Source organism: Acidisphaera sp. L21 (assembly GCF_009765685.1).
Classification (GTDB): Bacteria; Pseudomonadota; Alphaproteobacteria; order Acetobacterales; family Acetobacteraceae; genus LMUY01.
Genome location: NZ_LMUY01000052.1, coordinates 1 through 25603 on the forward strand (window position 1 = coordinate 1; position 25603 = coordinate 25603).

Sequence of the window (25603 nt, forward strand, 5' to 3'; positions counted from 1 at the left end):
CGGCGTCGGGCGTTTCGGGATGGTGCCGAGGTTGGGGTATGGCGCATCTGCCCCGGGGGGCGGGGGGCGTTGGGCGGCAATCGCCCCACCCTGAAGGTCATGATACAGGTCCACCGCGCCGTTCAGGGGCGCACTATTCCCGCAACCCGCCAGCCCTGCGACCCACGCAGCCAAGACCGCACGACCTGCCGCTTGCCGCAACAGCTTCGCACGCCTAATTCTTGATGAAGAAACCTCAAACATAAGTCGGTGATCAGCCCCAGCCTTCGCACTGTCTAGCGGGGCGCGAACCCGACGGGAAGGACGCCATGCCGAACGATGGCAATCGAACACCTGATAATGCCCGACCGCCGTCCCGTGTGGCCGACCCGGTACAGCTTGGGCGATCCATGGCTGACATCGCCGAGCGGTCGCAGCGCATCGTTGGCGACTGGCTGAAGCGCCAGGGCGAGGACACCCCACGGGCCGACCCGCTGAACATCGGCACCGCGTTCATGGAGATGACCGCCAAGCTGATGGCGAACCCGGCCAAGCTGATGCAGGCGCAGATCGGGTTCTGGCAGGACTATATGACGCTGTGGCAGAACACTGCGCGCCGCATGATGGGGGGCCAAGATACGCCGGTGACCCCCCCAGTCATCCAGGCGGACCCCAAGGACAAGCGGTTCAAGGACGACGCCTGGAAGGAAAATGAGGTCTTCGACTTCATCAAGCAGTCGTACCTGCTATCCGCCCGGTTCGTACAGGACGTGGTGGGCCAGGCCGAGGGGCTGGACCGCAAGAGCGCCCAGAAGGTCGACTTCTACTCCCGCCAGTTCATCGACGCGATGAGCCCGTCCAACTTCCTGCTGACCAACCCGGAAGTGCTGCGCAAGACGGCCGAGACCGGCGGCGAGAATCTGCTGCGCGGGCTGAACAACCTGCTGGGCGATCTGGAGCGCGGCAAGGGCAAACTCGCCATCAAGATGACCGATATGGACGCGTTCAAGCTAGGCGAGAACATCGGCGTCTCCCCCGGCAAGGTCGTATTCCAGAACGCGCTGATGCAGCTGATCCAATACTCGCCCACCACCGACCAGGTGTTGAAGCGGCCGCTGCTGATCCTTCCGCCGTGGATCAACAAATTCTACATCCTGGATCTGCGCCCGAAGAACAGCTTCGTTCGCTGGGCAGTGAGCCAAGGCCATACCGTGTTCATGGTCAGTTGGGTGAACCCGGATGAGGCAATGGCCGAGAAGGGCTTCGAGGACTACATGATCGAGGGCGTGTTCGCCGCGCTGGCCGCGATCGAGCAGGCAACCGGAGAACGGCAGGTCAACGCCATCGGCTACTGCCTTGGCGGTACGCTGCTGGCATGCACGCTCGCCTATATGAAGGCGCATGGCGACGACCGCATCCAGAGCGCCACCTTCTTCGTCACGATGACGGATTTCGCCGAGGCTGGTGAGCTGAGCGTGTTCATCGATGAAGAACAACTCGCCCAGTTAGAGGCGAAGATGGAGCGGCAGGGCGTGCTGCAGGGCGCCGACATGTCGACCACGTTCAACATGCTGCGCGCGAACGACCTGATCTGGTCGTTCGTGGTGAACAATTACCTGCTGGGCAACGAGCCGTTCCAGTTCGACCTCTTATACTGGAACAGCGACGCGACGCGCATGCCGGCGAAGATGCACAGCTACTATCTGCGCAACATGTATCACGCCAACCGCCTGGCGAAGGGCGAGCTGGAATTGGCCGGGCAGCGCATCGACCTCGGCATCATCGATATCCCCGCCTATTTCATCTCCACGCGGGAAGACCACATCGCCCCCTGGCGTAGCACCTATCGCGGCACCCAGTTGCTAGGCGGGCCAAAGCGATTCGTGCTGGCAGCCAGCGGGCATATTGCCGGCGTCGTGAACCCGCCAGAGGGCGGCAAGTATAGCCACTGGCTGAACGAAGATCTGCCGGGGACACCGGAGGAATGGTTCGCCGGCGCGCAGGAGATGGCCGGGTCGTGGTGGCCGGACTGGCAACGCTGGGTCGTATCGAAAGCTGGCGAGATGATTGCCCCGCGTACGCCCGGCAGCGGCGCACTGCCCGCGATCGAGGATGCACCCGGCAGCTACGTCACCGTTCGCGCCTAAACCACCGCGCCCCGGCATACCCGGGGCGCGGCTACGGCCTATTCCCAGCCGATCGCCTTGCGCAAGAACGCGATCCCCAATGCGGAGAACGCAGCGACCTCCGCATTATCCTTGCCGTAGCCATGGCCGCCGGCAGCGGGTTCGTAGAAATGCGCGTTGTATCCCATCGCCTGCAGCTTGGCCGCCATCTTGCGTGCGTGGCCGGGGTGCACCCGGTCGTCCCGCCGCGCCGTGGCCAGCAGGATCGGTGGATAAGGCTGCCCCGGTGCGGCGGCGTGATAGGCGGAGATCGGGCCAAGGAAGGCCCAGTCGTCCGGTATGGCCGGGTCGCCGTATTCGGCAATCCAACTCGCCCCCGCCAGAAGCTGCGAATAGCGGCGCATGTCGATCAGCGGGATGGTGCAGAAGAGCGCGCCGAAGCGTTCGGGAAATCGCGTGAGCATGTTGGCGATCAGTAAACCGCCATTCGATCCACCCTCCGCCGCGATGCGGCCTGGCCGGGTAATGCCGCGGCGCACAAGATCGGCGGCGACGGCGGCGAAATCGTCGTGCGAAAGTTTCTTACCTTCACGTCGCCCGGCATCATGCCAACGCGTGCCGAATTCGCCACCGCCGCGGATATTGGCGATGACCGTGGTGCCCCCGCGCTCCAACCACAACTTGCCAGTGCGGAGCGCGTAAGTCGGGTTGGACGTAACGCCGAAGCCACCATAGCCCGTCATGTGCACGGGTGCATCGCCGGTTTCGCCCGGCGGTCCCGACTGTACATAAGGAATGCGTTCGCCGTCGCTGCAGATCGCTTCGTGCCGGGTCACGACTAGGCCGCTGGCGTCGAAGGCTGGGGGCGTGCGCTTCAACACGATCGGCGCACCCGGCCCCGGCGGTATCATCATCAGCGTGGGCGGTGTCAGCGGATCCTGCACGGTGGCCAGTAATGTGCCATCGGACTCGATATCCTCGATATCCAACCCCCAGGCGCCGGCGGTGCCGACGGCGGGCATGCCGTCCAGCGCGTGACTTTCCCAGGTGCCAGGTTGCACGACGAGGATGACTGGTCGCAGTTCGTCCAGGATGCCGATCAGCAGCACGCCACCGACCCAGCCAAAATTCTGCAAAGCGCGACGCGGCGCAGGCTCGAACAAAACCTTGAACGCGCGATCACCGGCTAGGAAAGCGTCGAGCCCAATCACCAGCAGCGTGTCGCCCGCGTAGGTCGTTTCGCCCACCGTCCAGGGCGAGCGCAGCTTGATCGCCATCCAGCCACGATCCCATAAGAAGTGGGAGTCGGATGGCAGATCGATTTTGCGGTTGGGGCCGTTGCGATCTCCGATGAACACGGCGCCGTTGAAGAAATCCGTCGCCTCACCAAACAGCAGCCAATCATTAACACTGTCATATTGGCCCCAGGCCGCCATGTTTGCGGCATCGGTTTGGAATAGCGCCGGCCCCGGCGCCTGCCCGCGCGACCAGAGGCGAACCGTGCTGGCGTAACCAGAATTCGTCACGCCCTGCGCGGCCGACGCCAGTAATACGGTGTCGCGATCAATCCACGCGGCGCCACCCTTTGACTCCGGCATATTGAAACCATCTGGCACGAAGCTGCGGTTCGTCATGTCGAACTCGCGCAGCACCACCGCATCGCTGCCGCCACGCGACAACCGCATGATGGCGCGATCATGTGCAGGCGGCAGGGTGGCCGCGCCTTGCCACACCCAATCCTCACCTTCGTGCGTCGCGAATGCATCAAGGTCCAGCAGCACATCCCAATTGGGTGCATCGGTGCAATACGACGCCATGTCGGTGCGGCGCCACACGCCGCGCGGGTGCTGCGCGTCGCGCCAATAGTTGTATAGCAAACCGCCGCGACGGCCCGGCACCGGCAAATTATCCGGGCGATCCAGCAACGCACGCAGCGTATCGCGATCGGCCGCATAGGCCGCACCGCCGAACGCGCCGATCGTAGCGGCCGTTTGCGCATCGGCCCACACAGTTGCGCGGTCGCCCTCCACATCCTCCAGCCACAGCCACGGATCGTCGTCAGGCGTATCGAGTGTTGGGGCTGCATGCGTCATGAGGGCACCATTGCGCAGTGGGTCGGGGCCAGCCTATCAGCATCGCCGGGGCAGCGCATCAAGCGCGCGAGTGGCCGGGCCAGCGGCTTTATGTCTCGACGTCATCACCAGCCATGCACAACACTGTGGCAGCAATATGGGAGAGCCTAACGCCATGACCTTCTCGCTCGCAGGGCGCTGCGCCCGCACTGGCATGCTTGGCGCCGTCATCACCACGTCCAGCCCGGCCGTCGGCGCGCGCTGCGTGTACGCACGCCACGGACTGGGTGTCGTGCTGACGCAGAACCGCACCGATCCCCGCCTGGGGCCGCGCGGCCTGGCATTACTGGCAGATGGTTGCACGCCGGCGGAAACAATTGCGGCACTTGTCGCCAGTACGCCGGATGCCGGCTGGCGCCAATTGGCGGTGTTGCATGCCATGGGCAGCAGCGCGCATTTTTCCGGTCATAACATCAAGTCCAAACACGACGGCGTATCCGGAACCGATTGCGTTGCCGCCGGGAATATCCTGCGTGATCCCTGCGTACCCTCCGCGATGGTTGCAGCCTTCACCGAAGCGGCATCACAAAACTTACCAGAGCGTCTGCTGACAGCATTGGAGGCAGGTGACGCAGCCGGCGGGGAGCTTTTGCAATTGCGGTCATCCGCATTATTGATCGTGCACAGCCATAGCTTTGCTTACGCCGATCTTCGCGTTGATAGTTCGGCCGATCCAATCGCGGCCCTGCGTGCGCTGTGGAACGAATATGCGCCGGACGCGGATGATTACGTCGTTCGGGCGATTTCACCCGGCGATATTCCACCGTTGTCGCCCTGATTTCAGTTTTGCACGACGGAAAGTGCAAAATAATGGTATGGACGCACCGTTATGCGATGATCTGTCGTGCGAATTAGGTTTTTCGTTGCACCGTATCGACTATATGTGCGGTACGATCACCAACGATCGCAATTGGAGTCGCGCACTATGCTGAAAGCAGAGACCACGTCCACCCGCGCGCCGCGGGGCACCAAGCCGGTGTCGCAGGCCTTCTTCACCGCGCTTGAGTCAATTCCAGACGCCTCGCGTGCCGCCGTTGCCAAGGCTGCGATGGCGATGATCCGCGACGAGATGAAGGTCCGGAAGGATAAGATGAAGGCTGCGGCTGCGAAGGCCAAGGCCGCCAAGCCTGCAGCGCCGGCCAAGGTCTCAAAGACGCCGAAGGTTGCCAAAGCTGTAAAGGCTGTGAAGGCGACGCCGGCGCCGAAGACCGTCAAAAAGGCCGCGCCGAAGCCGAAGAAGACTGCCGCCGCGAAGGCTAATGGGGCAGAGCCGGTGACGGCCGCCGTAAAGCGCCGCCTCCGCAAGCCGGTGGAAGCCCCGACCACCGTTTAAAGTCAAAATGGTGCCGAGCGTTCAGGCGCTCGGCACCATTTGGGTCAGATAGCTTCTTTTAGTTCTTTGGCGGCCCGAAACGCGACCTTCTTGCTCGCCTTGATCTGGATCGATTCACCCGTGGCAGGGTTACGGCCCATACGCGCCGGCCGGTTCTTCACCTCAATGATGCCCAGCCCGCTGATGCGCACGCGCTCACCAGCCTTCAGGTGATCGACGACGGTGCCGAATACATCGGCCAGCATGGCGTCGGCGTCGCGCTTCGTCATCTCGTGACGCTCCGCAAACGCGGCACCCATCTGCTTCATCGTGATCGTGACGACGGGAACGGGCTTCGCCGGAGCAGCAGCCTTGCCCTTCGCCGGAGCGGCCTTCGCCTTGGTGGCGACGGCGGCAGGCTTGGCGACTGCCTTCGTAGCAGCGGCTTTGGTGGCGACCTTGGCGGGCGGTGCCTTCGGTGGCGGCGGGGCTGCCTTGGCCTTGGCGGCAGTCTTGGTTACAGCGGTCTTAGCCATATGGGGAAAACTCCTCGTTGCTCAGTCGTGAAAGCATAACGCGTATGCCAGACACACAAGCCGATAACTACCGAGCATGGCGTCGGGATGCATGCGCAAACATGCCATTTTGCTGTATTTTATGCGATACGGCGGGTTTTGCCTGCGCGTTTGCGGGGTAAAGCCCTGCCAAGGTCCAGCGTGGCACGCTCCGACTCGCCAAATCCATCATCGGCAAGCAAGCGCAATTGCACCGCAGCAACCCCTGGAATCGCAGGTGTTTCAAGAGGAATCGGCCATGCACACTCGGCATTTCCCCCCTCTCCCCGCAATGCCAGAAACACGACACGCTCTACCCCACCCTGCCCATTCGTCTCCACGGCAAGCCGGAACGCCAGTCCCTCTGCCGCGTCGTCGCCCAACGCCAGACCCAACTGACGCGCCTCCGCTTCCTGCCGGCGCAGCGTTCGCACCGTCGGGTCATCGGCCAGGCCGCGATAGAATCGGACCGGAACCTGGTCGATCAAGAAGACGAAATGATGGCTATCATCCAGCACGGTCAGCCATGCGTGACCGCCTGCATCCGCCACGCGCCTCAGCCGCTGCTTACCAAACGCATAGGCGCGGCAGCCGACGGACCAGCTATCGTCACCCATATCGTAGGCAGCCAAAGCCAGTGCATCGCGACGGGCATTCGCCAGAAGCCGAGCGCACAGCCGCAACCGCTCCTCTGTCAGGGACGGGTGAAAATCCCAGGGTAGACGAGCCGGGACAACCGACTCGGGAGCGACACAGTCCATGATCGAGTCTAGTTTTGCCCAGCGGCGCAAGCAACCACGCTGGCGAAACGCGCCGAAGAACCAGGCATGCAAAACGGGGTTTGCCCGTTCCGGCGGCAGGTTCGGCCCCGCTGGACGATCTTCCACGACCAAGGCGCGCGGCGCTTGCTTGTCCGCCCCCCAGCGCTTGGCTAGCGTCCCCCGTGCCAGCAGGAGCATTTTCGTCATGACCTATCCCACACGGCGCACGCTGATGACGACGGCGGCCCTCGCCGGGCTCGCATCGCAATTCGTCATTCCCAGCCCAGTCCGGGCCCAAACCGCCGTGCCAAAGCGGGGCGGCACGCTGACCAGCCTGCTGACGCCAGAACCGCCGGTGCTCATCCCCGGCGTCAACAACCAGGGGCCGACGCTGATCGTCGTGTCTAAAATTTATCAAAGCCTGCTGGAATTCTCCGAAAAGCTTGAGCCGAAGCCGCTGCTGGCGAAAAGCTGGGAGTTGTCGGACGACCGGAAGACCTACACCTTCCATCTGCAGGATAATGTAAAGTTCCACGACGGCACGCCGATGACAGCCGACGACGTGATCTTCTCGATCATGAAGTTCCATTTCGAACTGGCGCCCCGCGCCCGCGGCGTGTTCAGCAAGATCAAATCCGCCACCGCACCCGACCCGCATACCGTCGTGTTAACCCTGGATGCGCCGTTCGATCCGTTCCTGCTGATGTTCGACGTGACCACCGTGGCCATCATGCCGAAGCACATTTACGACGGCACGGACTACCGCAACAACCCGGCGAACCAGAAGCCGATCGGAACCGGCGCATTCCAGTTCAGCGAATGGCAGCGCGGCAACTTCATCGCGCTGAAGCGGTTCGACCAATACTGGAAGCCGGGCCAGCCCTATCTGGACGGCATCACCTACCGCATTGTCCCGGATAGCCAAAGCCGCGCCCTGGCGCTGCAAACCGGGCAAGTGATGATGTCCGCAGCCAACGATATCGAGCCATTCGACGTGCCACGCTTCCAGACCCAGCCCAATCTGACGGTTGAAACCGCCGGCTGGGAATATTTCTCCCCGCTGATGTGGATCGAGTTGAACCACCGGGTGAAGCCGCTCGACGATGCTCGCGTCCGCCAGGCGATGAGCATGGCGCTGGATCGCGACTTCATCCTCAAGCGCCTGTGGTTCAATGTCGGCAAGCTCGCCACTGGCCCGGTTGCCTCCACGACCAAGTATTACGACCCGTCGCTGAAGCCGCTGCCGCATGACATCAAGAAGGCGATCGCCCTGCTGGATGAAGCCGGAGTGAAGCCGGATGCGAACGGCGTGCGCTTCAAGATCCGGCACCTGACCCTGCCCTATGGCGAAATTTGGGCGCGACTGGCGGAGTATTTCCGTGCCTCGATGAAGCAGATCGGGATCGAGGTGACGCTGGAAAGCACCGACACTGGCGGCTGGGCCCGGCGCCTGTCGGACTGGGATTACGACACCTCCGTCAACTTCCTGTATCAATATGGCGACCCGACCTTGGGGGTTGAGCGAACCTACGTGTCCACCAACATCCAGAAGGTCGTGTTCACCAACACCGGCGGCTACGTGAACCCGGAGGTCGACAAGCTGTTCACCGATGGACGTAACGGCGCCGACCCGGCGGACCGGCAGAAGGCGTTCTTCGCCGTGCAAAAATTGCTGGTGGAGCAGATCCCGCAAATCTGGCTGCTGGAAATGGCATTCCCCACCATCCACGACACGAAGGTGAAGAACGTGATCACGCTGGGCACCGGCATCCACGCACCGTTTGACGACGTGACGATCAGCTGACCCGTGTCGCCGTTAAGGTTCCTGCGCTTCCTGCTGGCGCGGTTGGCGAAGATGATCGTGGTGGTATTCGCGATCATCTGCGTCAACTTCCTGTTGATCCACGCCGCCCCCGGCGACCCGGCAAGCGTCATCGCCGGGCAGTCCGGCGCGGCGGATGCCAAGTTTGTCGAGCAATTGCGCCACGAATTCGGCCTGGATAAGCCGTTGAGCACCCAATTATGGATCTACGTCTCCTCGGTAGCAGAGGGCGACCTCGGTATCTCCCACCGGCAGCAGAGGACGGTCCTAAGCCTGATTATGGAACGTCTGCCGGCAACGTTGCTGCTGACCTGCGTGGCCTTTGCCTTTGCCCTGATGGTCGGTATCGCATTGGGGGCGGCGGCGGCGCAGCGTGTGGGCACCTGGGCGGATAGCGTGATTACCGTCATGGCGCTGGCCTTCTACGCTACGCCGATCTTCTGGGTGGGGCTGATGCTGGTGCTGGTGTTCAGCGTGTGGCTCGGCTGGCTGCCGTCGTTTGGCATGAACACGGTGGGCGCGGATCTGCACGGGTGGGCCGCAATGGCCGACACGGCGCAATATCTGGTGTTGCCGGCGCTGACGCTGGGGCTGTTCTATCTGGCGGTGTACGCACGGCTCACCCGCAGCGCGATGCTGGATGTCGCGGGCGAGGACTACATCAAGACTGCCCGGGCCAAGGGAGTGCCGGAGGGGCGGATCCTGCGCCGCCACATCCTGCGCAACGCATTGCTGCCCGTTGTGACGCTAGCCGGCATCCAGGCCGGGCAATTGATTGGTGGTTCCGTGCTGGTGGAAACCGTGTTCGCCTGGCCCGGCATCGGCCGCCTCGCCTTCGATGCGCTGTTGGCACGAGATTACCAGGTGTTGTTGGGCGTGTTCCTCACGACCTCCATCCTGGTGCTGGTGTTCAACCTACTGACCGACCTGCTGTACCTGGTCATCGACCCGCGGATGCAGGCGCAATGAGGTCGTTCGCCCGCGCCTTCGCACGCAATCGTGGCGCCGTGGTGGGGCTGGCGGTCCTGGTGCTGGTGGCGCTCGTCGCTGCGCTGGCGCCGGTGCTGTTCCCGTTCTCGCCTTGGGACATGCAGGGCGCGCCGTTCGCGCCGCCGGGTGACGAGGGGTTTCTGCTCGGCTCGGACTCGCTGGGGCGTGATGTGGCGGCGGATATCGCCTACGGCGCCAGCGTCTCCCTCCTGATCGGCGCGGTCTCTACGGCGGCGGCGTTGCTGCTGGGCGTCGTGTTGGGTGCCGTCGCCGGGTATGCCAGTGGCCTGGTGGATGACATCATCATGCGCGTGACGGAGTTCTTCCAGACCGTCCCGTCCTTCATTCTGGCGGTGGTGCTGGTGGCAATCTTCACCCCCAGCCTATCCTCCATCGTCGCCGCCATCGCGCTGGTATCCTGGCCGCCCGTCACCCGCGTGGTGCGCGCTGAGTTCCTGACGCTGCGCACGCGCGAGTTCGTGCAGGCGGCGGAAGTGCTGGGCCGATCGCGCACCGCCATCATCTTCCGGGAGATTTTGCCGAACGCGCTGTCGCCCATCATCGTGCTGGCCAGCCTGATGGTCGCCAGCGCGATCCTGCTGGAATCCGCCCTGTCCTTCCTGGGGCTGGGCGATCCGAACCTAATGTCCTGGGGCTTCATGATCGGCGCCGGGCGCAGCGTCATCCGCCTGGCCTGGTGGATGAGCGTCTTCCCCGGCCTGGCGATCTTCCTGACGGTGCTGGCGCTGAACCTGGTCGGTGAAGGCCTGAACGACGCGCTGAACCCACGCCTGGCGCGGCGGCGATGACATTGCTCAGCATCGATGGGCTGACAGTTTCGCTGCCGCCGGGTGCGGACCGGCCGAACGCGGTGGAAGACGTATCGTTCAGCCTGAACGCGGGCGAAATTCTGTGCATCGTAGGGGAAAGCGGGTCGGGAAAATCCGTCTCCGCCGCCGCATTGACAGGGCTGCTACCGCGCGGGCTGGGCGTAACCGCCGGCAAAATCGTGTTCGAAGGGCGGGATTTGCGCGGCGCTTCCCAGGCCGACATGCGCGCGCTGCGCGGCGCCCGCATCGGCACCGTGTTCCAGGAACCAATGACCGCGCTGAACCCCCTGATGCGCGTGCATGACCAGGTGGCGGAGGTGATGCAGGTGCATAACCGCCCCGTCGGCCGCCGGGTGCAGGAGTTGCTGGAGGCAGTGGGCCTTCCCGACCCGGCGCGCATCGCCCGATCCTATCCGCACGCTTTGTCCGGCGGGCAGCGGCAACGGGTGATGATCGCGGCGGCATTGGCGTTGGAGCCCGCGATCCTGATCGCGGACGAGCCGACGACTGCCCTGGACGTGACGACGCAGAAGCAGATCCTGGCATTGATCCGGGAAATCCAGTCACGCCGGGGCACTGGCGTGCTGTTCATCACGCATGATTTTGGCGTGGTGGCGGAAATCGCCGACCGCGTCGCGGTGATGCAGCGCGGCCGGATCGTAGAGCAGGGTGCAGCAGCGGACGTGTTGAACCAGCCGCAACATCCCTACACACAGGCGCTGATCGCCGCTATTCCGCACCGGCCGCCGCAGGCGCGGCCCGATGCGGTGGGCAAGCCGGTACTGGAACTGGTGAGCGTGGGTAAAACCTACCATTCCCGCGGTGTGTTTCGCGCCGGGCGCACGGTGGCCGCTGTGCAAGCGGCGTCACTGCAAATCCGCCGCGGCGAAACGCTGGGGTTGGTGGGCGAAAGCGGGTCGGGCAAAAGCACGCTGGCGCGCTGCGTCGTGCGACTGGTCGTGGCGGATGAAGGTGCGATCCGCTTCGGCGACACCGACCTGCGCCCGCTGTCCCGCGCCGATTGGAAGCCCTACCGCAAACGCATCCAGATGGTGTTCCAGGACCCGTTCGCCTCGCTGAACCCAAGGCGCAAGGTGGGCGATATCCTGATCGAGGGGCCGCTCGCCCACGGCACCCCGGCGGCAGAGGCGAAGGCCCGGGCCAAGGATCTGCTGGCGCTGGTGCAGTTGGACCCTGGGGCGGCGGACCGCTTCCCGCACGAGTTCAGCGGCGGCCAACGCCAACGCATCGGCATTGCGCGCGCGCTGGCGATGCAGCCGGAATTGCTGATTGCGGACGAACCCGTCTCCGCTCTGGACGTGTCGGTGCAGGCGCAAATCCTGGCCCTGCTGGAGGATCTGCGGGTCCGGCTGGGCCTGACGATGCTGTTCATTACACATGACCTGCGGGTTGCGGCGCAGATTTGCGATCGTGTGGCGGTGATGCGGCGTGGGCAGATTGTCGAACAGGGCTCGACCGCCACAGTCTTCGCCAACCCGGCGCACGAGTACACGCGGGCGTTGCTGGACAGCGTGCCCGGCCGCGGCTGGACTCCGCCCGACCAACCCACGGGAGCCACGACATGAACACGTCGACCCCACGCGTCTTATCCGGTGCCGAGGTTCGCGCGCTATCCGTTCGATCCGATGTGCAGGGCGCGATCCAGATCGGGCTGCACCTGGCGTTCATAGGCATCGCGGGCACGCTGGTCGCGTTCTCCGGTCCGTGGACGGTGGTGCCGGCGATCATCCTGCTGGGGTTGTCGCAGTCGACGCTGTTCGCGCCGATCCACGAGACGATGCATCTGACGGCATTTCGCAGCCGCCGGGCAAATGCGGTGGTCGGCTGGCTGGCGGCCTGCCCGTCCACGCTGAACTGGCATTTCTACACCGTGTTCCACCTGGCGCATCACCGCTTCACCCAGGACCCGGAGCGCGATCCGGAACTGAGCCCGCGGCCGCCCGCCAGCCTGGATGGCTACCTGATGCGGGTGTTGGCGGTGAATTACTGGCGCGCCCGGGCCGTTGTGCTGCGGGATTGCTGGCGCGGTGATCTGTCCGCCTATCCGTATATTCCCACCACCTCTGCCCCCCGCGTGATCGCCAGCGTACGCTGGATGAGTGCGCTGGTCGCCGTGCTCGCCGTTGGGTCGGCGTGGCTATTCGGTTGGTGGGTGCCGTTCGTGTTCTGGCTCATCCCACAGGCGATGGGCCAGGTGTTCCTGCGGCTTTACTTGCTAACGGAGCATACCGGCTGCGACGAAACCCCGAACGGGCTAGTCAACACCCGCACCACGCTCACCAACCGCATGATCCATCTGCTGATGTGGAACATGAGCTATCACGCGGAGCATCACCTCTACCCCTCCATCCCGTTCCACCGCCTGCCGGATGCCCACGTCGCAGTGCGCAGCCGGCTGGGGGTGATCCAGGACGGGTATGCGCGCTGGCACGCGGCCTACTTGAAGGGTATCCTAGGCCGCGCGTGACAGGCCGCCGGATTTCTCGACGAACGCGGTGATGGCATCCACACCGTCGCCGGCGCGGATGTTGGTGAACACGAACGGGCGATCGCCGCGCATCTTGCGACTGTCGCGGTCCATCACCTCCAGGCTGGCGCCGACATGCGGGGCCAGGTCGATCTTGTTGATCACCAGCAGGTCGCTGCGGGTGATGCCGGGTCCGCCCTTGCGGGGGATCTTGTCGCCGGCGGATACGTCGATGACGTAGATGGTGATGTCGGCCAGTTCCGGGCTGAACGTGGCGGCCAAATTGTCGCCGCCGCTTTCGATCAGGATCACGTCCAGCTTCGGAAACCGCGCGCACAAATCGGCGACGCCAGCCAGGTTGATGCTGGCATCCTCACGGATTGCGGTGTGTGGGCAGCCGCCGGTTTCGATGCCCAAAATCCGCTCCGGCGGAAGTGACCCGGCTCGGGTGAGGAACTGGGCGTCCTCCTTCGTATAGATGTCGTTGGTGATGGCGGCGATGTTGTAGTGCGGTGACAAAGCGCGGCAGAGCTTGTCCATCAGCGCCGTCTTCCCCGTGCCGACCGGCCCGCCGACGCCAACCCGTAATGGCCCGTGTGTACTGCTCATGTGCGAAATAGCCTCGTATATTGCGTCTCGTGCCGCATGGCGGCGATGTCGGAGCGGAAGCACGCCCCGCCGATATCATCCAGGCCGGCGGTGGCCGTGTCGTGGGCGATGGCGGTGATCAGCGGCGCCAGCCCAGCGAGAATGCGCAGCCCGGCGGTTTGTCCCAACGGCACCAATCGCACTGCCGCGGATACCAAATTGGCGGCGAAGGCGTGCAGCAGCCCGGTGGTGGCGTCATCCTCCGCCACGCCGTGTGCCGCGGCCAGCGACCCTACCGCGACCGGATAGGCAACCTGCCCGGCCTGGGCGGCCAGCAACGGCGCACCCCATACCTTTCCCGCCAGGGCGAAGGCGGTGCCTTGCGCCAATGTCTCCAGTCGACGCTCGGCACATGGCTGCGCAGCAGCGGCTAGTTCGGCGATTTCGGCCAGTGTGTCAGCCGTCGTCGCTCGATGAGCATGGCGCAGCAGAATGGCGTCCGTGCGTCCGGCGCCATGCGCCAGCACATCGGCCAACCAAGCGGCGGCGGTGGCCTCGTCCGTTACATCCCGCGCCTCGATCGCCCATTCCAGGCCGTGGCTGTAGGCGTAGGCGCCGGTCGGGAAGGCGGGCGACAACCAAGTGAGCAGCAGCGGTAGAGTGGTGCTAGTCGTCATGGTGGTGATGGTGACCGCCGCCCGAATAGGCGCCACCTTCGGGGTCGAACGGGGCGTCGATCGCGTGGGCGTGGCCGCCCAGGCCGTGAATCATGTCGGCGATCACGTGGTCGGCCCGGATACGAATGCGATCACCCAATAATTGCACCGGCAAATGCCGGTTCCCGAGATGCCAGGCGATGCGCACCAATTCGGCTGGGCCATGCGCGTGGATTTCCAGCAGCGGTTCTGCCTGGGCAATGACCTGGACGACCCGGCCATCCGCCAATTCCAGCCCGTCGCCGTCGCGCAGGCGCACGGCCTGCGGAAGATCCAGCAGCAACTCCGCCCCGGCGGCGGTGGATAGCAATATGCGGCGGCGGTGGCGGCGGTCGAAATCGATCAGAACGCGGTCGGCGATCTCGCGACCGGCCCAGGTTCCGGCGGGAAGGACGGCGGTGGCGTGCAGGGTCAAAACAGGAAGTACCGCTGCGCCATCGGCAACTCGGTCGCCGGGGCGCAGGTCAGCAACACGCCATCGGCGCGCACCTCGTAGGTTTCCGGATCGACCTCGATATTCGGCATCGCGTCGTTGTGGATCATGGAGTGTTTGCCGATCCCGCCGCGCGTGTCCTTCACTGTGGACAGCATCCGACGCAGCCCCAGCGTGTGGGCCAGATCTGCCTCCATCGCCGCGCCCGACAGGAAGGTGATGCAGGTTGCCGCCAACGCGCCGCCGAGCGTGCCGAACATCGGACGGTAATGCACTGGCTGCGGGGTCGGGATGGAGGCGTTCGGGTCCCCCATCGGGGCGCAGACGATCATTCCACCCTTGATCACCAGGTCCGGCTTCACGCCGAAGAACGCCGGGGACCACAACACCAGATCGGCCAGTTTCCCAGCTTCGATGCTGCCGACTTCGTGGCTCAGCCCCTGCGCGATGGCGGGGTTGATGGTGTATTTGGCGACGTAGCGCTTCGCCCGCGCATTATCGGCCGCGCCATCGCCGGGCAACGCGCCGCGCTGCAGCTTCATTTTATGCGCGGTTTGCCAGGTGCGGATGATCACCTCGCCAACCCGGCCCATCGCCTGACTGTCCGAGCTGATCATGCTGATCGCACCCATGTCGTGCAGGATGTCCTCGGCCGCAATTGTTTCGCGCCGGATGCGGCTTTCGGCGAAGGCCACGTCCTCCGGAATGTTCGGGTCCAGATGGTGGCAGACCATCAGCATGTCCAAATGCTCGTCCAGGGTGTTGGACGTGTAGGGGCGCGTCGGGTTGGTGGACGATGGCAGCACGTTCGGCAGCCCGGCGACGCGCAGGATATCCGGCGCATGGCCGCCGCCGGCGCCCTCGGTATGGAAGGCGTGGATGGTGCGGCCCTTGAACGCAGCGATCGTGTCCTCCACGAAGCCACTCTCGTTCAGCGTGTCGGTGTGGATCATCACGGGAACGTCGAACCGGTCCGCAACCGACAGGCAGCAATCGATCGCCGCCGGGGTGGTGCCCCAATCCTCGTGCAGTTTCATCGAGGACGCGCCGGCCCGCAGCATTTCCTCCAGCGCCGCCGGGCGGGAGGCATTGCCCTTCGCCGAGAAAGCCAGGTTCACCGGCAGCCCCTCTGCCGCCTGCAACATACGCGCGAGGTACCATGGGCCCGGCGTGCATGTGGTGGCCGACGTGCCGCTGGCCGGCCCAGTGCCGCCGCCGCACATGGTGGTGATGCCGGAGGCCACTGCCTCCTCCACCTGCTGCGGACAGATGAAATGGATATGCGCGTCCACCCCGCCGGCGGTCAGGATCTTGCCTTCGCAGGCGATTACCTCCGTACCTGGGCCAATGATGATGGTGATGCCGGGCTGCACGTCCGGATTGCCGGCCTTGCCGATGGCGGCGATGCGGCCGTTGGTGATGGCGACGTCGGCCTTCACGATGCCCCAATGGTCCAGGATCAGCGCGTTGGTGATAACGGTGTCGACCGCGCCCTCCGCCTGGCTGCGCTGAGACTGGCCCATGCCGTCACGGATGACCTTGCCGCCGCCGAACTTCACTTCCTCCCCATACAGGGTCAGGTCACGCTCGACCTCGATGAACAACTCCGTATCGGCCAGGCGCACTCGGTCGCCGGTCGTGGGGCCGTACATGTCGGCGTAGGCACGCCGGGTGATGCGGGTCATAGCGCACCCATGATGTCGCCGCGGAAGCCGTAAACCTCACGAGCGCCACGGAATGGCACGAGCGTCACCTCTCGCGCCTGCCCTGGCTCGAAGCGGACGGCGGTGCCGGCGGCGATGTCCAGCCGCTGGCCGCGCGCCTTGGCCCGGTCGAAATCCAGCGCCTTGTTAGTTTCGGCGAAATGGTAATGGCTGCCCACCTGGATCGGGCGATCACCGGTGTTGGCGACGGTGACGGTGGTGCGGGGCTGGCCGGCATTCAGCTCGATATCGCCATCCAGCGTGATGATCTCGCCCGGGATCATCGGATCGGCTCGTGCACGGTGACGAGCTTGGTGCCGTCGGGGAACGTTGCTTCCACCTGAACGTCGGCAATCATCTCGGCAATGCCCTCCATCACCTGGTCCCGCGTCAGCACGTGGGCGCCGTGCTCCATCAGGTCGGCGACGGTGCGGCCGTCGCGGGCGCCCTCCACCACGAAATCGCTGATCAGGGCCACGGCCTCCGGATGGTTCAGCTTTACGCCACGGGCCAGGCGTTTGCGCGCTACCTCGGCCGCCATGGCGATCAGCAGCTTGTCCTTCTCGCGCGGGGTCAGGTTCATCGGGTCAGCAGCTCCAAACTCGGGGCAGCGGGCGGTCGCCGCGCAACGTGGCCAATCCTGCCACGATCGCGGCCCGTGCACAGGCCCCATCGTTCGCAATGATGCGGGCAATCAGCAAACTCTGCATGACGGAGGCACCGGCCTGCCAGGGTTCCAGCGCGGCGCGCAAGGCATCCAGCCGGTCCGCCGCGTCTGGCGACGCGTAGATCAGCGTCGCCGCAACGTGGCCGCCAGCCGCGATCGCCGGGCGATCGAGCAAGTCTTGCACGGGGCCATGCAGTCTGATGGCATCATGCAACAGCAGCGCGCCGCCCTGGCGGACCTGGATGGTATCGCTCAGCATCGCGTGACGCAGGGTTTCGCCCATCAATGCACGGCCGAACACCAGGGTTTCGACGCCCAGGAACCAGGCATCCGGCGCAAGGTCGACGGCCAGCCTGCGGTCCAGCGCGCAGCCGTCGAACAGGATGGTTTCCTGCGGCAGCCATTCCAGCGCCGCCCCCGCCTCCACCGTCAACGCCGTGCGCACATGCGCCGGGTCGCCACCCGGGGAGCGATAGAACCGCTCCGCCGCCTGGCTGGCCACCGTCAGACGAGTGCCCGGCCCGGCGCGAATGGCGGTGTCCAACCGATCCCCTTGCGCCACCCCGCCCGCACTGTTGAGCGTGACGGCACTCGTCCAGCCGCCGCGTTCCGGCCGGGGCCAGCGCGCCTTCAGGCAGCCCTCCTGGCGAAACCGGTCCAGCACGGTGTCGCCATCCCGGTCCTTCACCGCGATCCGCAAGGCGCCAAGCGACCGCTGCAGCGTTGCCGCAGCCGCGGTCACGCGGGCATCATCGCGTCAATTCGCGCTGCTGCTGGGCGACACTGTTGCCGTATTGACGACCAAGCTGGTTCACGCCCGAATCCAGTTGCTGGCGATTGATCTGCCCCTTGTTGAATTGCTGCTGCAGCGCGACGACGCCCTGGTTGTGCTGCTGCTGCAGATTGCTGATCGACTGGTTATAGCGTTCCTGCCGCTGCCGCAGTTGAGAGTCACCCCGCCGGTCATCGGCCTCACGACGTTCCTCATACTGGCGCGGCGGCGGACGACCGCCATACCCGTAACCGTAGCCCGGCCCGCGATCATAGCCATATCCCTGGGCATCACAGCCGGTCGCCACGACGCTCATCAGCGCCACCATTACGATACCGGCCAGCGAAACCGCGCGAATTGTCATTGCCGCCACTCCCTGTCCAATAGATGACGGAATGTAACAGCCGAACGGGGCAGTTTCAGGGCAGGAACGTCTCTATCGTGGGTTCCGTCTTAGACGGAGAGACGGCGGCGCACGTCATCTTCGTCCAGAGTGCCTGCCGGGCCGCTCAGCACGATGTCGCCGCGATCCATGATCGACATGCTCTGCGCCAGTTCGCGGGCAAAGTCGTAATATTGCTCCACCAGAATGATGGCCATCTCGCCCCGCGTGCGCAGCAGGGTGATGACGCGCCCGATATCCTTGATGATGCTGGGCTGAATGCCCTCGGTCGGCTCGTCCATGATCAACAGGCGGGGCTTCATGACCAAAGCGCGTGCGATGGCGAGTTGCTGTTGCTGGCCGCCCGACAGATCGCCACCGCGGCGCCGCAGCATGGTCTTCAGGATGGGGAACAGTTCGAACATCTCGTCCGGCACCCGGCGTTCGCGCCGGGGTAGCACGGCGAAGCCGGTTTCCAGGTTTTCCCGCACCGTCAGCAGTGGGAACACGTCCCTGCCCTGCGGCACCCAGGCGATGCCGCGGCGCGCGCGTTCGAAGGTAGGCATGCGCGTGATGTCCTGGCCCTCCCACATCACCTTGCCCGCGCTGACGGGATGGGCGCCGGTGATGGCCCGCAACAGGCTGGTCTTGCCCACACCGTTGCGGCCCATGACGCACGTAACGGCGCCGGGCACCGCTTGTAGCGAGACGTTGCGCAGCGCGATGGCGGCGCCGTAATGCAGGTTGACGCCTTCGACGCTCAGCATGGCTCAACGCCCAAGATAGACCTCCACGACGCGCGGGTCTTCGCTCACATGGTCGATGCTGCCCTCGCTGAGCACGCTGCCTTCGTGCAGCACCGTCACCTTCACCCCCAGCGCGCGGACGAAGCCCATATCGTGCTCCACCACCACGACGCTGCGGGTCTTGTTGATCTCCCGCAGCAGCACGGCGGTCTGCTCGGTTTCAGAGTCGGTCATGCCGGCGACCGGTTCGTCCACCAGCAGCAATTGCGGCTCCTGCGCCAGCAACATTCCGATTTCCAGCCACTGCTTCTGCCCGTGGCTCAGGTCGCCGGAGCGACGGTTGCGTTGGTCGGTCAGGCGAGTGGTCTCCAGGATGGATTCGATCTTACGCCGCTCCTCCGCGGTTTCCTTGGCAAACAAGGTAAAGCGCGGGCCCCGATCGCCCGCCAGCGCCAGCAGCAGATTGTCCCAGACGGTGTGCGGCTCGAACACGGTCGGCTTCTGGAATTTACGGCCGATCCCCAGCCCGGCAATGGCCGGCTCGTCCAGCCGGGTCAGGTCTGTCGAGCCGCCGAACAGCACGTCGCCGGTGTTTGGCCGGGTCTTGCCGGTGATGACGTCCATCATCGTCGTTTTGCCGGCGCCGTTCGGCCCGATCACCGCGCGCATCTCGCCAGGGGTCAGCACCAGCGATAGGGCGTTCAGCGCGCGAAACCCGTCGAACGTGACGGAGACGTTGTCGAGGTACAGCAATGTCCCGTTGCTCATCGAACTCACGAGACGGCTTCCTTGGCGGCGGACTCGGCCGGGGTCGGTGGGTCGGCGGGCAGCGGTGGGTCGCCCTTCTCCCGCACCGGCATCAGTCCCAGCAGGCCACGCGGCAAGAATAGCGTCACGACGATGAACAGCGCACCCAGGGCAAACAGCCAAACCTCGGGCAGCGCGCCGGTGAGGATCGTCTTGCCGAAATTGACCAGCACAGCACCCAGGATCGGCCCGGCCAGCGTACCGCGGCCACCGACGGCGACCCAGATCACCGCCTCGATCGAGTTGGCGGGCGCGAATTCACCGGGATTGATGATGCCGACCTGCGGCACGTATAGCGCCCCGCCAATCGCGGCCATCACGGCCGACAGCACCCACACGACCAGTTTATACTGCTCCGGTCGGTAGCCGATGAAGCGGGTGCGGCTTTCGGCATCGCGCACCGCGATCATCACCTTGCCGAAGCGCGATCGCGTCACGGCCCGGGCCAGCAGGTAAAGGAGCGAGAGGGCGATCGCTGTGACCACCAGCAACCCGCAGCGCGTGGTTTCCGCGGAGAGCGAGAAGCCCAGCAATTCCTTGAAATCGGTCAGCCCATTATTGCCGCCGAAGCCCATGTCGTTGCGGAAGAACGCCAGCAGTAGCGCGTAGGTTAGCGCCTGGGTGATGATGGACAGGTACACGCCGGTGACACGGCTACGAAATGCCAGATAGCCGAATACCGCGGCCAGGATTGCCGGCACCACGACCGCCATCAGCATGGCAAAGCCGAACCAGTTGAAGCCGTACCAGAACCACGGCAATTCCTTGTAGTTCAGGAACACCATGAAGTCCGGCAGGATGGGGTTGGCATACACGCCGCGTGCGCCGATCTGGCGCATGAGGTACATCCCCATCGCGTAGCCACCCAGCGCGAAGAACGCGGCGTGGCCCAGCGTGAGTATCCCGACGAAGCCCCAAACCAGATCCACCGACAGCGCCAGGATCGCGTAGGACAGATACTTGCCTGCCAGCGACACCATGAACGTCGACACATGCACCGGTGAACTGGCCGCGGTGCCGAGGTTCAGCACCACCATCAGCACCGATATCCCCATGACGAGGAAGACGGTGAGCGCAGAGGCCTTCATGCCTCCACCGCCCGGCCTTTAAGCGGGAACATCCCACGTGGCCGCCTTTGAATGAACGCGATCAGCAATACCAACACGACGATCTTGCCCAACACGGCGCCGGCAATCGGTTCCAGAAATTTGTTGACCACGCCCAGCACCAGCGCCCCCAGCGCCGTGCCCCACAAATTGCCGACGCCGCCGAACACCACCACCATGAAGCTGTCGATGATGTAGCCCTGCCCCAGATTCGGGCTGACGTTATCGATCTGGCTCAGCGCCACACCCGCCATGCCGGCAATGCCGGAGCCGAGGCCGAACGTCATCGCATCCACCCAGGGCGTGCGAATGCCCATGGCCGCGGCCATACGGCGGTTCTGCGTGACGGCCCGCATTCGCAGACCCAGCGAGGTGTAGCGCAGCACCGCCATCAAAGCGGCCAGCACCAGCACGGCGAAGATGATGATCGCCAGCCGGTTGTTGGTGATCAGCACGCCGCCCACCTGCTCCGCCCCGCTCATCCAGGCCGGGCTGCCGACGTTGCGGTTGTCGGCGCCGAAGATCGAGCGCACGGCCTGCTGCAGCACCAGCGACAAGCCCCAAGTGGCCAGCAGCGTTTCCAGTGGACGGCCATAAAGGAAGCGGATCAAACACCGCTCGATCGCGACACCCACCACGCCCGATACCAGGAACGCCATCGGCACGGCGATGAACAGGCTGGCGCCGAACAGGCCCGGCGCGTAGTTGCGGATTGCCTCCTGCACCACGAACGTCGTGTAGGCGCCCAGCATCACCATTTCACCATGCGCCATGTTGATGACGCCCATCACGCCGAAGGTGATGGCCAGCCCAGCCGCGGCCAGCAGCAGCACGGAACCGAGTGAGACGCCGTAGAACGCGCCCTGCACCACAGTCCAGACCTTCTGCCAAAGGTCGATGCTGTCGATCGCTTTGCCTGCGGCAGCGGCCACCGGTGGTGACGGGTTGGGAATGCTGCTCATGAACGAGCGGGATTCCATGTCCCCGCGGTTCGACAGGATGGCGATGGAGGCGAGCCGGTCCGCGTCGCTGCTGCCATCCGTGCCCAGGAGGGAGGCAGCACGCGCCTCCTGCATGGTGCGCTTGATGCCCGGCACCGTTTCCTGCGCGATGGCCTTGTCGAGCACCGCAATTGCCGAGGTGTCGCGTGAATGGAACACGGCCTCCGCCGCGGCGGCGCGTTGTGCCGGGTCGGTGGACAGTAGGCGCACGATGCCGAGCGCGGTATCCACCGCCACGCGCACGTTATTATTCACCCGCAGCGGACGGGCGCCCGGCGCCTCCGTTGGCTGCCCGGTGGCTGCGGACACTGTGCCCGTATCCGTCTTGATGTAGATTTGCTTGTCGGTGCCGACCAGCAGCCGGCCAGCCTGCAACGCCGCTAAAATATCCCCGGCACGCGGATCACCCGACGCCGCCAGCGATCCCACACCCTGCTGGATCTGGCTAAAACTCGTGGACGCGAATTGCGATAGATCCGGCTCTGCCCGAGCCGACACGCACATCATGAACAGTGCGACGAGGACCCCCACCCCCTTGAGCAGGGAAGAAGGGGGCAACCGCCCCCTCCGAGGATCCAGGGGCTGCGCCCCCGGCCTTGCCCCCATGCTCAGGTCTTCCCGGCGCCGCCGCACTTGCCGAGCTTGACGTTGTAATTGCCGCAGGACATCGGCGGCAGCCAATCGCTGATCAGGTCCTTCGAGCCTTCAAGGTACGGCGACCAGGCTTCGGCGACGATGGTGCCCGGCGTTTGGCTGACGACGTTGAACTGGCCGTCCGCCTGGATTTCGCCGATCAGCACCGGCTTGGTGATGTGATGGTTCGGCATCATGGTGGACAGGCCGCCCGTCAGGTTCGGCACGGACACGCCGATCATCGCGGGGATGACCTTCGCCGGGTCGTAGCTCTCGGCCTTCTCGACGCCCTTCACCCACATGTTGAAGCCGATATAGGCGGCTTCCATCGGGTCGTTGGTGACGCGCTTCGGGTTCTTCGTGTAGGCGTGCCACTGGTCGATGAACGCCTTGTTCGTCGGGACATCCACGCTTTCGAAGTAGTTCCAGGCGGCCAGGTGGCCCACAAGCGGCTTGGTGTCGATGCCGGCCAGTTCTTCCTCACCGACGGAGAAGGCGACGACGGGGATGTCGGTCGCCTTGATGCCCTGGTTCGACAGTTCCTTGTAGAACGGCACGTTGGCGTCGCCGTTGATGGTGGAGACCACGGCGGTCTTCTTGCCGGCGGATCCGAACTTCTTGATGTCGGCCACGATGGTCTGCCAATCGGAATGACCGAACGGCGTGTAGTTGATCATGATGTCTTCGGACTTCACGCCCTTGGACTTCAGATAGGCTTCCAGGATCTTGTTGGTGGTGCGCGGATAGACGTAGTCCGTGCCGGCCAGCACCCAACGGGTGATCTTGTTTTCCGACATCAGGTAGTCGACAGCCGGGATCGCCTGCTGATTCGGCGCGGCGCCGGTGTAGAACACGTTCTTGCTGCTCTCCTCACCCTCATACTGGACGGGGTAGAACAGGATGTTGCCCAGTTCCTCGAACACTGGCAGGACCGACTTGCGCGACACGCTGGTCCAGCAGCCGAACACGGCGCTCACCTTGTCGACGGTGATCAGTTGGCGGGCCTTCTCGGCAAACAGCGGCCAGTTGGACGCCGGGTCGACGACGACTGCCTCCAGCTTCTTGCCGAGCACGCCGCCCTTGGCGTTCTGCGCGTCGATCAGCATGAGCATGACGTCCTTCAACGTCGTCTCGCTGATGGCCATCGTGCCGGACAGTGAGTGCAGGATGCCGATCTTGATCGTGCTGGCGGCGGTCTGCGCATTGGCGACGCGGCCGATTCCCATGGCAGCGGCGGCGGCAACCGCCATCGCCCCAAAATTCCGTCTAGTGACTGTGGGCTGCATTCTTATCTCCCCGTTGGTGTCCGAGCGTCGGGTTGAATGAGCAATGATCGTGCCATCGCGAAAACGTGAGTTGGATGTCTGCATCCGGACCCGGCTGCCGCGTGTTTCGTCAGGCTGTGCTTAATTCAGGTGCAACACGGTCGGGCTATGTCGCTCTGAAAAATAGCTGCACTCAAGCCGAGATGCGCGGCAACTGATGACCGCGCCCGTCGTGTTGGGTTGACCAGCAGGGCGTTCACTCGCTTCCGCCCTCCGAGCCCAACATCGCCCGCAGGCCCTTCGCCACGGCCGCGAACTCCGGCGAGGTGGGCAGGCGTGGGCGCGGCATGTCCACCATGACCTCCGCCGCCAATCGTCCGGGCCGTGGTGTGAAGACCAGGATGCGGTCGGCCAAGAACACCGCTTCCTCGATACTGTGGGTGACGAACAGCACCGTGGTTCGTTGCGATGCCCAGATGGACAGCAATTCGGCCTGCAAATGGCCGCGGGTCTGCGCGTCCAGCGCACCGAATGGCTCGTCCATCAACAAGGCACGGGGATGCGTGGTCAGCGCCCGGGCGATGCCGACGCGCTGGCGCATGCCGCCCGACAGTTCATGCGGATAGCTGCCGACAAAGGCGGTCAGCCCCGTCAGCGCCAACATGTCATCGGCCCGCGCGCGCCGGGCGGCCGGGGGGACGCGACGCGCCTTCATGTTGAACTCGACATTCGCCCGCACCGTCATCCAGGGGAACAGGCCGTGGTCCTGGAACACGATGCTGGTTTCGCTGGACGGGCCATCCAACACCTGACCCGCCACCGTGATCCGTCCGGTGGTCGGCTGTTCCAGCCCGGCGATCATTTGCAGCAACGTGCTCTTGCCGCAGCCGGATAGGCCAAGTAGGCACACGAACTCGCCTTCCGCACAGGCCAGGCTGATGCCCTGTAGCGCCTCCACCGGGCGTCCTTTGCCGGTGTAGGTTTTGCCAACGCCGGCGCAGGTGATAAAACCGCCGCTCATTCCCGTTCGGCCAACAGCCCCTCCTGCCAGCGGCATACCCGGGCGCGCAGGCGGCTGACGGATTGGTCCGCCACCAGGCCGATCGCGCCGATGACGATGATACCGGCGAAGATCAGTTCGGTGCGGAACGTCATCTGCGCGTTGAGAATCATGTAGCCCAGGCCGGATTTCACGGCGATCATCTCCGCCGTTACCACCGTCAGCCAGCCGCCGCCGATCGCCAGGCGCAGGCCGGTGAAGATCGCCGGCAGCGCTGCGGGGAGTATGATGTCGCGCAGCACCAGCGCCTCGCTCGCGCGGGCGGCGCGGGCCACCTTCAGCAGCGTCCGCTCGATCCCGCGCACGCCGAATATCGTGTTCAGCAACAGCGGCCATAGCGCCGACAGAAAGATCAGCACGATCGCCGGGGTGTCGCCGATGCCGAAAAACAGCATCGCCAGGGGGATCAGCGAGATCGGCGGCACGGATCGGAAGGCCTGGATCGACCAGTCGGTCAGCCGGTCCAGCGCCGGGTAGCGCCCGATCAGCAGCCCGGCCGGCACTGCCACGGCGAAGGCCAGCCCTACGCCGATGACCACCCGCAACACGCTTGCGCCAGCATTGGCCAGGATGGTCGGCCCCCAGCGCACGAACGAGTCGGCCACCTTGGCCGGGGCGGGCAGCAACACGGGCGGATAAAGCTGCAGGGACACGGCCAATTGCCAGGCCGCCACCAACGCGACGATCGGCAGCAGCCCGGCAAGCCGGGACAAACGCGGCATGAAGGCGG

Annotated in this window: 26 protein-coding genes; 8 read left to right on the forward strand and 18 right to left on the reverse strand. The window is 64.8% G+C overall.

From position 1 onward, the window contains the following. The first annotated feature begins 308 nt into the window (after positions 1-308). Positions 309-2126: a class I poly(R)-hydroxyalkanoic acid synthase gene (locus GSQ76_RS11120; protein WP_158743984.1), complete on the forward strand. Its 1818-nt coding sequence runs from the start codon at positions 309-311 to the stop codon at positions 2124-2126. 38 nt (positions 2127-2164) lie between these two features. On the opposite strand, the gene GSQ76_RS11125 is transcribed toward GSQ76_RS11120, so the two are convergent. Further along, positions 2165-4198, reverse strand: a complete 2034-nt coding sequence (locus GSQ76_RS11125; RefSeq protein ID WP_158743985.1) for a prolyl oligopeptidase family protein — start codon at positions 4196-4198, stop codon at positions 2165-2167. Between the two features lie 154 nt (positions 4199-4352). Here GSQ76_RS11125 and GSQ76_RS11130 point away from each other — a divergent pair, with 154 nt between their 5' ends. Together GSQ76_RS11130 and GSQ76_RS11135 are read left to right on the forward strand one after the other, a co-directional pair. Further along, a complete protein-coding gene (locus GSQ76_RS11130) occupies positions 4353-5015 on the forward strand; it encodes a DUF1028 domain-containing protein (RefSeq protein ID WP_158743986.1) in 663 nt (220 codons plus the stop codon). Positions 5016-5162: 147 nt separating this feature from the next. Further along, the gene (locus GSQ76_RS11135; RefSeq protein WP_158743987.1) at positions 5163-5570 is read left to right on the forward strand and encodes a hypothetical protein; all 408 of its coding nucleotides are present in this window, start codon (positions 5163-5165) and stop codon (positions 5568-5570) included. A 44-nt stretch (positions 5571-5614) separates the two neighbouring features. Here the strand turns inward: GSQ76_RS11135 and GSQ76_RS11140 are convergent, their stop codons facing one another. Both GSQ76_RS11140 and GSQ76_RS11145 read right to left on the reverse strand, forming a co-directional pair. After that, entirely contained in the window at positions 5615-6085 is a 471-nt protein-coding gene (locus tag GSQ76_RS11140; RefSeq protein WP_158743988.1) for an HU family DNA-binding protein, read from the reverse strand. Between the two features lie 119 nt (positions 6086-6204). Then, positions 6205-7071 carry a hypothetical protein gene (locus GSQ76_RS11145; protein WP_158743989.1) on the reverse strand — a complete coding sequence of 289 codons (867 nt, stop codon included), beginning with the start codon at positions 7069-7071 and terminating at the stop codon, positions 6205-6207. On the opposite strand from GSQ76_RS11145, the gene GSQ76_RS11150 reads away from it, so the two are divergent. The 5 genes from GSQ76_RS11150 to GSQ76_RS11170 are packed head-to-tail and all read left to right on the forward strand — an operon-like array spanning position 7070 to position 12994. Then, complete coding sequence (locus GSQ76_RS11150) at positions 7070-8668, forward strand: ABC transporter substrate-binding protein (protein ID WP_158743990.1); 1599 nt, start codon at positions 7070-7072, stop codon at positions 8666-8668. The genes GSQ76_RS11145 and GSQ76_RS11150 overlap by 2 nt on opposite strands. A 3-nt stretch (positions 8669-8671) precedes the next feature. Continuing rightward, positions 8672-9655, forward strand: a complete 984-nt coding sequence (locus GSQ76_RS11155; RefSeq protein WP_254070357.1) for an ABC transporter permease — start codon at positions 8672-8674, stop codon at positions 9653-9655. Then, on the forward strand, positions 9652-10485 hold the full coding sequence (locus GSQ76_RS11160) for an ABC transporter permease (RefSeq protein WP_158743991.1): 834 nt from the start codon (positions 9652-9654) through the stop codon (positions 10483-10485). The genes GSQ76_RS11155 and GSQ76_RS11160 overlap by 4 nt, the downstream gene beginning before the upstream one ends. Continuing rightward, entirely contained in the window at positions 10482-12092 is a 1611-nt protein-coding gene (locus GSQ76_RS11165) for an ABC transporter ATP-binding protein (RefSeq protein ID WP_158743992.1), read from the forward strand. The genes GSQ76_RS11160 and GSQ76_RS11165 overlap by 4 nt, the downstream gene beginning before the upstream one ends. Continuing rightward, a complete protein-coding gene (locus tag GSQ76_RS11170) occupies positions 12089-12994 on the forward strand; it encodes a fatty acid desaturase (RefSeq protein WP_158743993.1) in 906 nt (301 codons plus the stop codon). The genes GSQ76_RS11165 and GSQ76_RS11170 overlap by 4 nt, the downstream gene beginning before the upstream one ends. On the opposite strand, the gene ureG is transcribed toward GSQ76_RS11170, so the two are convergent. From ureG to GSQ76_RS11245, 15 genes are all read right to left on the reverse strand, one after another. Next, positions 12980-13603, reverse strand: a complete 624-nt coding sequence (gene ureG / locus GSQ76_RS11175) for an urease accessory protein UreG (RefSeq protein ID WP_158743994.1) — start codon at positions 13601-13603, stop codon at positions 12980-12982. The genes GSQ76_RS11170 and ureG overlap by 15 nt on opposite strands. Further along, positions 13600-14259 (reverse strand): urease accessory protein UreF, encoded by a 660-nt coding sequence (locus GSQ76_RS11180; RefSeq protein WP_158743995.1) that lies wholly within the window; start codon positions 14257-14259, stop codon positions 13600-13602. Before GSQ76_RS11180 ends, ureG begins: the two co-directional genes overlap by 4 nt. Next, positions 14249-14713 (reverse strand): urease accessory protein UreE, encoded by a 465-nt coding sequence (locus tag GSQ76_RS11185; protein WP_254070358.1) that lies wholly within the window; start codon positions 14711-14713, stop codon positions 14249-14251. Before GSQ76_RS11185 ends, GSQ76_RS11180 begins: the two co-directional genes overlap by 11 nt. Further along, positions 14710-16416, reverse strand: coding sequence for an urease subunit alpha (ureC, locus tag GSQ76_RS11190; RefSeq protein WP_158743996.1), 1707 nt, complete (start codon positions 16414-16416; stop codon positions 14710-14712). The genes GSQ76_RS11185 and ureC overlap by 4 nt, the downstream gene beginning before the upstream one ends. Continuing rightward, positions 16413-16718, reverse strand: a complete 306-nt coding sequence (locus tag GSQ76_RS11195; protein ID WP_158743997.1) for an urease subunit beta — start codon at positions 16716-16718, stop codon at positions 16413-16415. Before GSQ76_RS11195 ends, ureC begins: the two co-directional genes overlap by 4 nt. After that, complete coding sequence (locus GSQ76_RS11200) at positions 16715-17017, reverse strand: urease subunit gamma (RefSeq protein ID WP_158743998.1); 303 nt, start codon at positions 17015-17017, stop codon at positions 16715-16717. Before GSQ76_RS11200 ends, GSQ76_RS11195 begins: the two co-directional genes overlap by 4 nt. Positions 17018-17021: 4 nt before the next feature. Then, positions 17022-17843: an urease accessory protein UreD gene (locus tag GSQ76_RS11205; RefSeq protein ID WP_158743999.1), complete on the reverse strand. Its 822-nt coding sequence runs from the start codon at positions 17841-17843 to the stop codon at positions 17022-17024. A gap of 7 nt (positions 17844-17850) precedes the next feature. Continuing rightward, positions 17851-18237 (reverse strand): hypothetical protein, encoded by a 387-nt coding sequence (locus tag GSQ76_RS11210; RefSeq protein ID WP_158744000.1) that lies wholly within the window; start codon positions 18235-18237, stop codon positions 17851-17853. Between the two features lie 89 nt (positions 18238-18326). Further along, positions 18327-19022: an urea ABC transporter ATP-binding subunit UrtE gene (gene urtE / locus GSQ76_RS11215; RefSeq protein WP_158744001.1), complete on the reverse strand. Its 696-nt coding sequence runs from the start codon at positions 19020-19022 to the stop codon at positions 18327-18329. Positions 19023-19025: 3 nt separating this feature from the next. Next, positions 19026-19769: an urea ABC transporter ATP-binding protein UrtD gene (gene urtD, locus GSQ76_RS11220; RefSeq protein ID WP_158744045.1), complete on the reverse strand. Its 744-nt coding sequence runs from the start codon at positions 19767-19769 to the stop codon at positions 19026-19028. A gap of 5 nt (positions 19770-19774) precedes the next feature. Beyond that, positions 19775-20896 carry an urea ABC transporter permease subunit UrtC gene (gene urtC / locus GSQ76_RS11225; protein WP_158744002.1) on the reverse strand — a complete coding sequence of 374 codons (1122 nt, stop codon included), beginning with the start codon at positions 20894-20896 and terminating at the stop codon, positions 19775-19777. Next, complete coding sequence (gene urtB / locus GSQ76_RS11230) at positions 20893-22422, reverse strand: urea ABC transporter permease subunit UrtB (RefSeq protein ID WP_174247328.1); 1530 nt, start codon at positions 22420-22422, stop codon at positions 20893-20895. The genes urtC and urtB overlap by 4 nt, the downstream gene beginning before the upstream one ends. Positions 22423-22523: 101 nt before the next feature. Beyond that, positions 22524-23834, reverse strand: coding sequence for an urea ABC transporter substrate-binding protein (gene urtA / locus GSQ76_RS11235; RefSeq protein ID WP_174247323.1), 1311 nt, complete (start codon positions 23832-23834; stop codon positions 22524-22526). A gap of 235 nt (positions 23835-24069) precedes the next feature. Further along, on the reverse strand, positions 24070-24834 hold the full coding sequence (locus GSQ76_RS11240; RefSeq protein WP_158744004.1) for an ABC transporter ATP-binding protein: 765 nt from the start codon (positions 24832-24834) through the stop codon (positions 24070-24072). After that, positions 24831-25595 carry an ABC transporter permease gene (locus GSQ76_RS11245; protein ID WP_158744005.1) on the reverse strand — a complete coding sequence of 255 codons (765 nt, stop codon included), beginning with the start codon at positions 25593-25595 and terminating at the stop codon, positions 24831-24833. The genes GSQ76_RS11240 and GSQ76_RS11245 overlap by 4 nt, the downstream gene beginning before the upstream one ends. Positions 25596-25603: the final 8 nt, after the last annotated feature.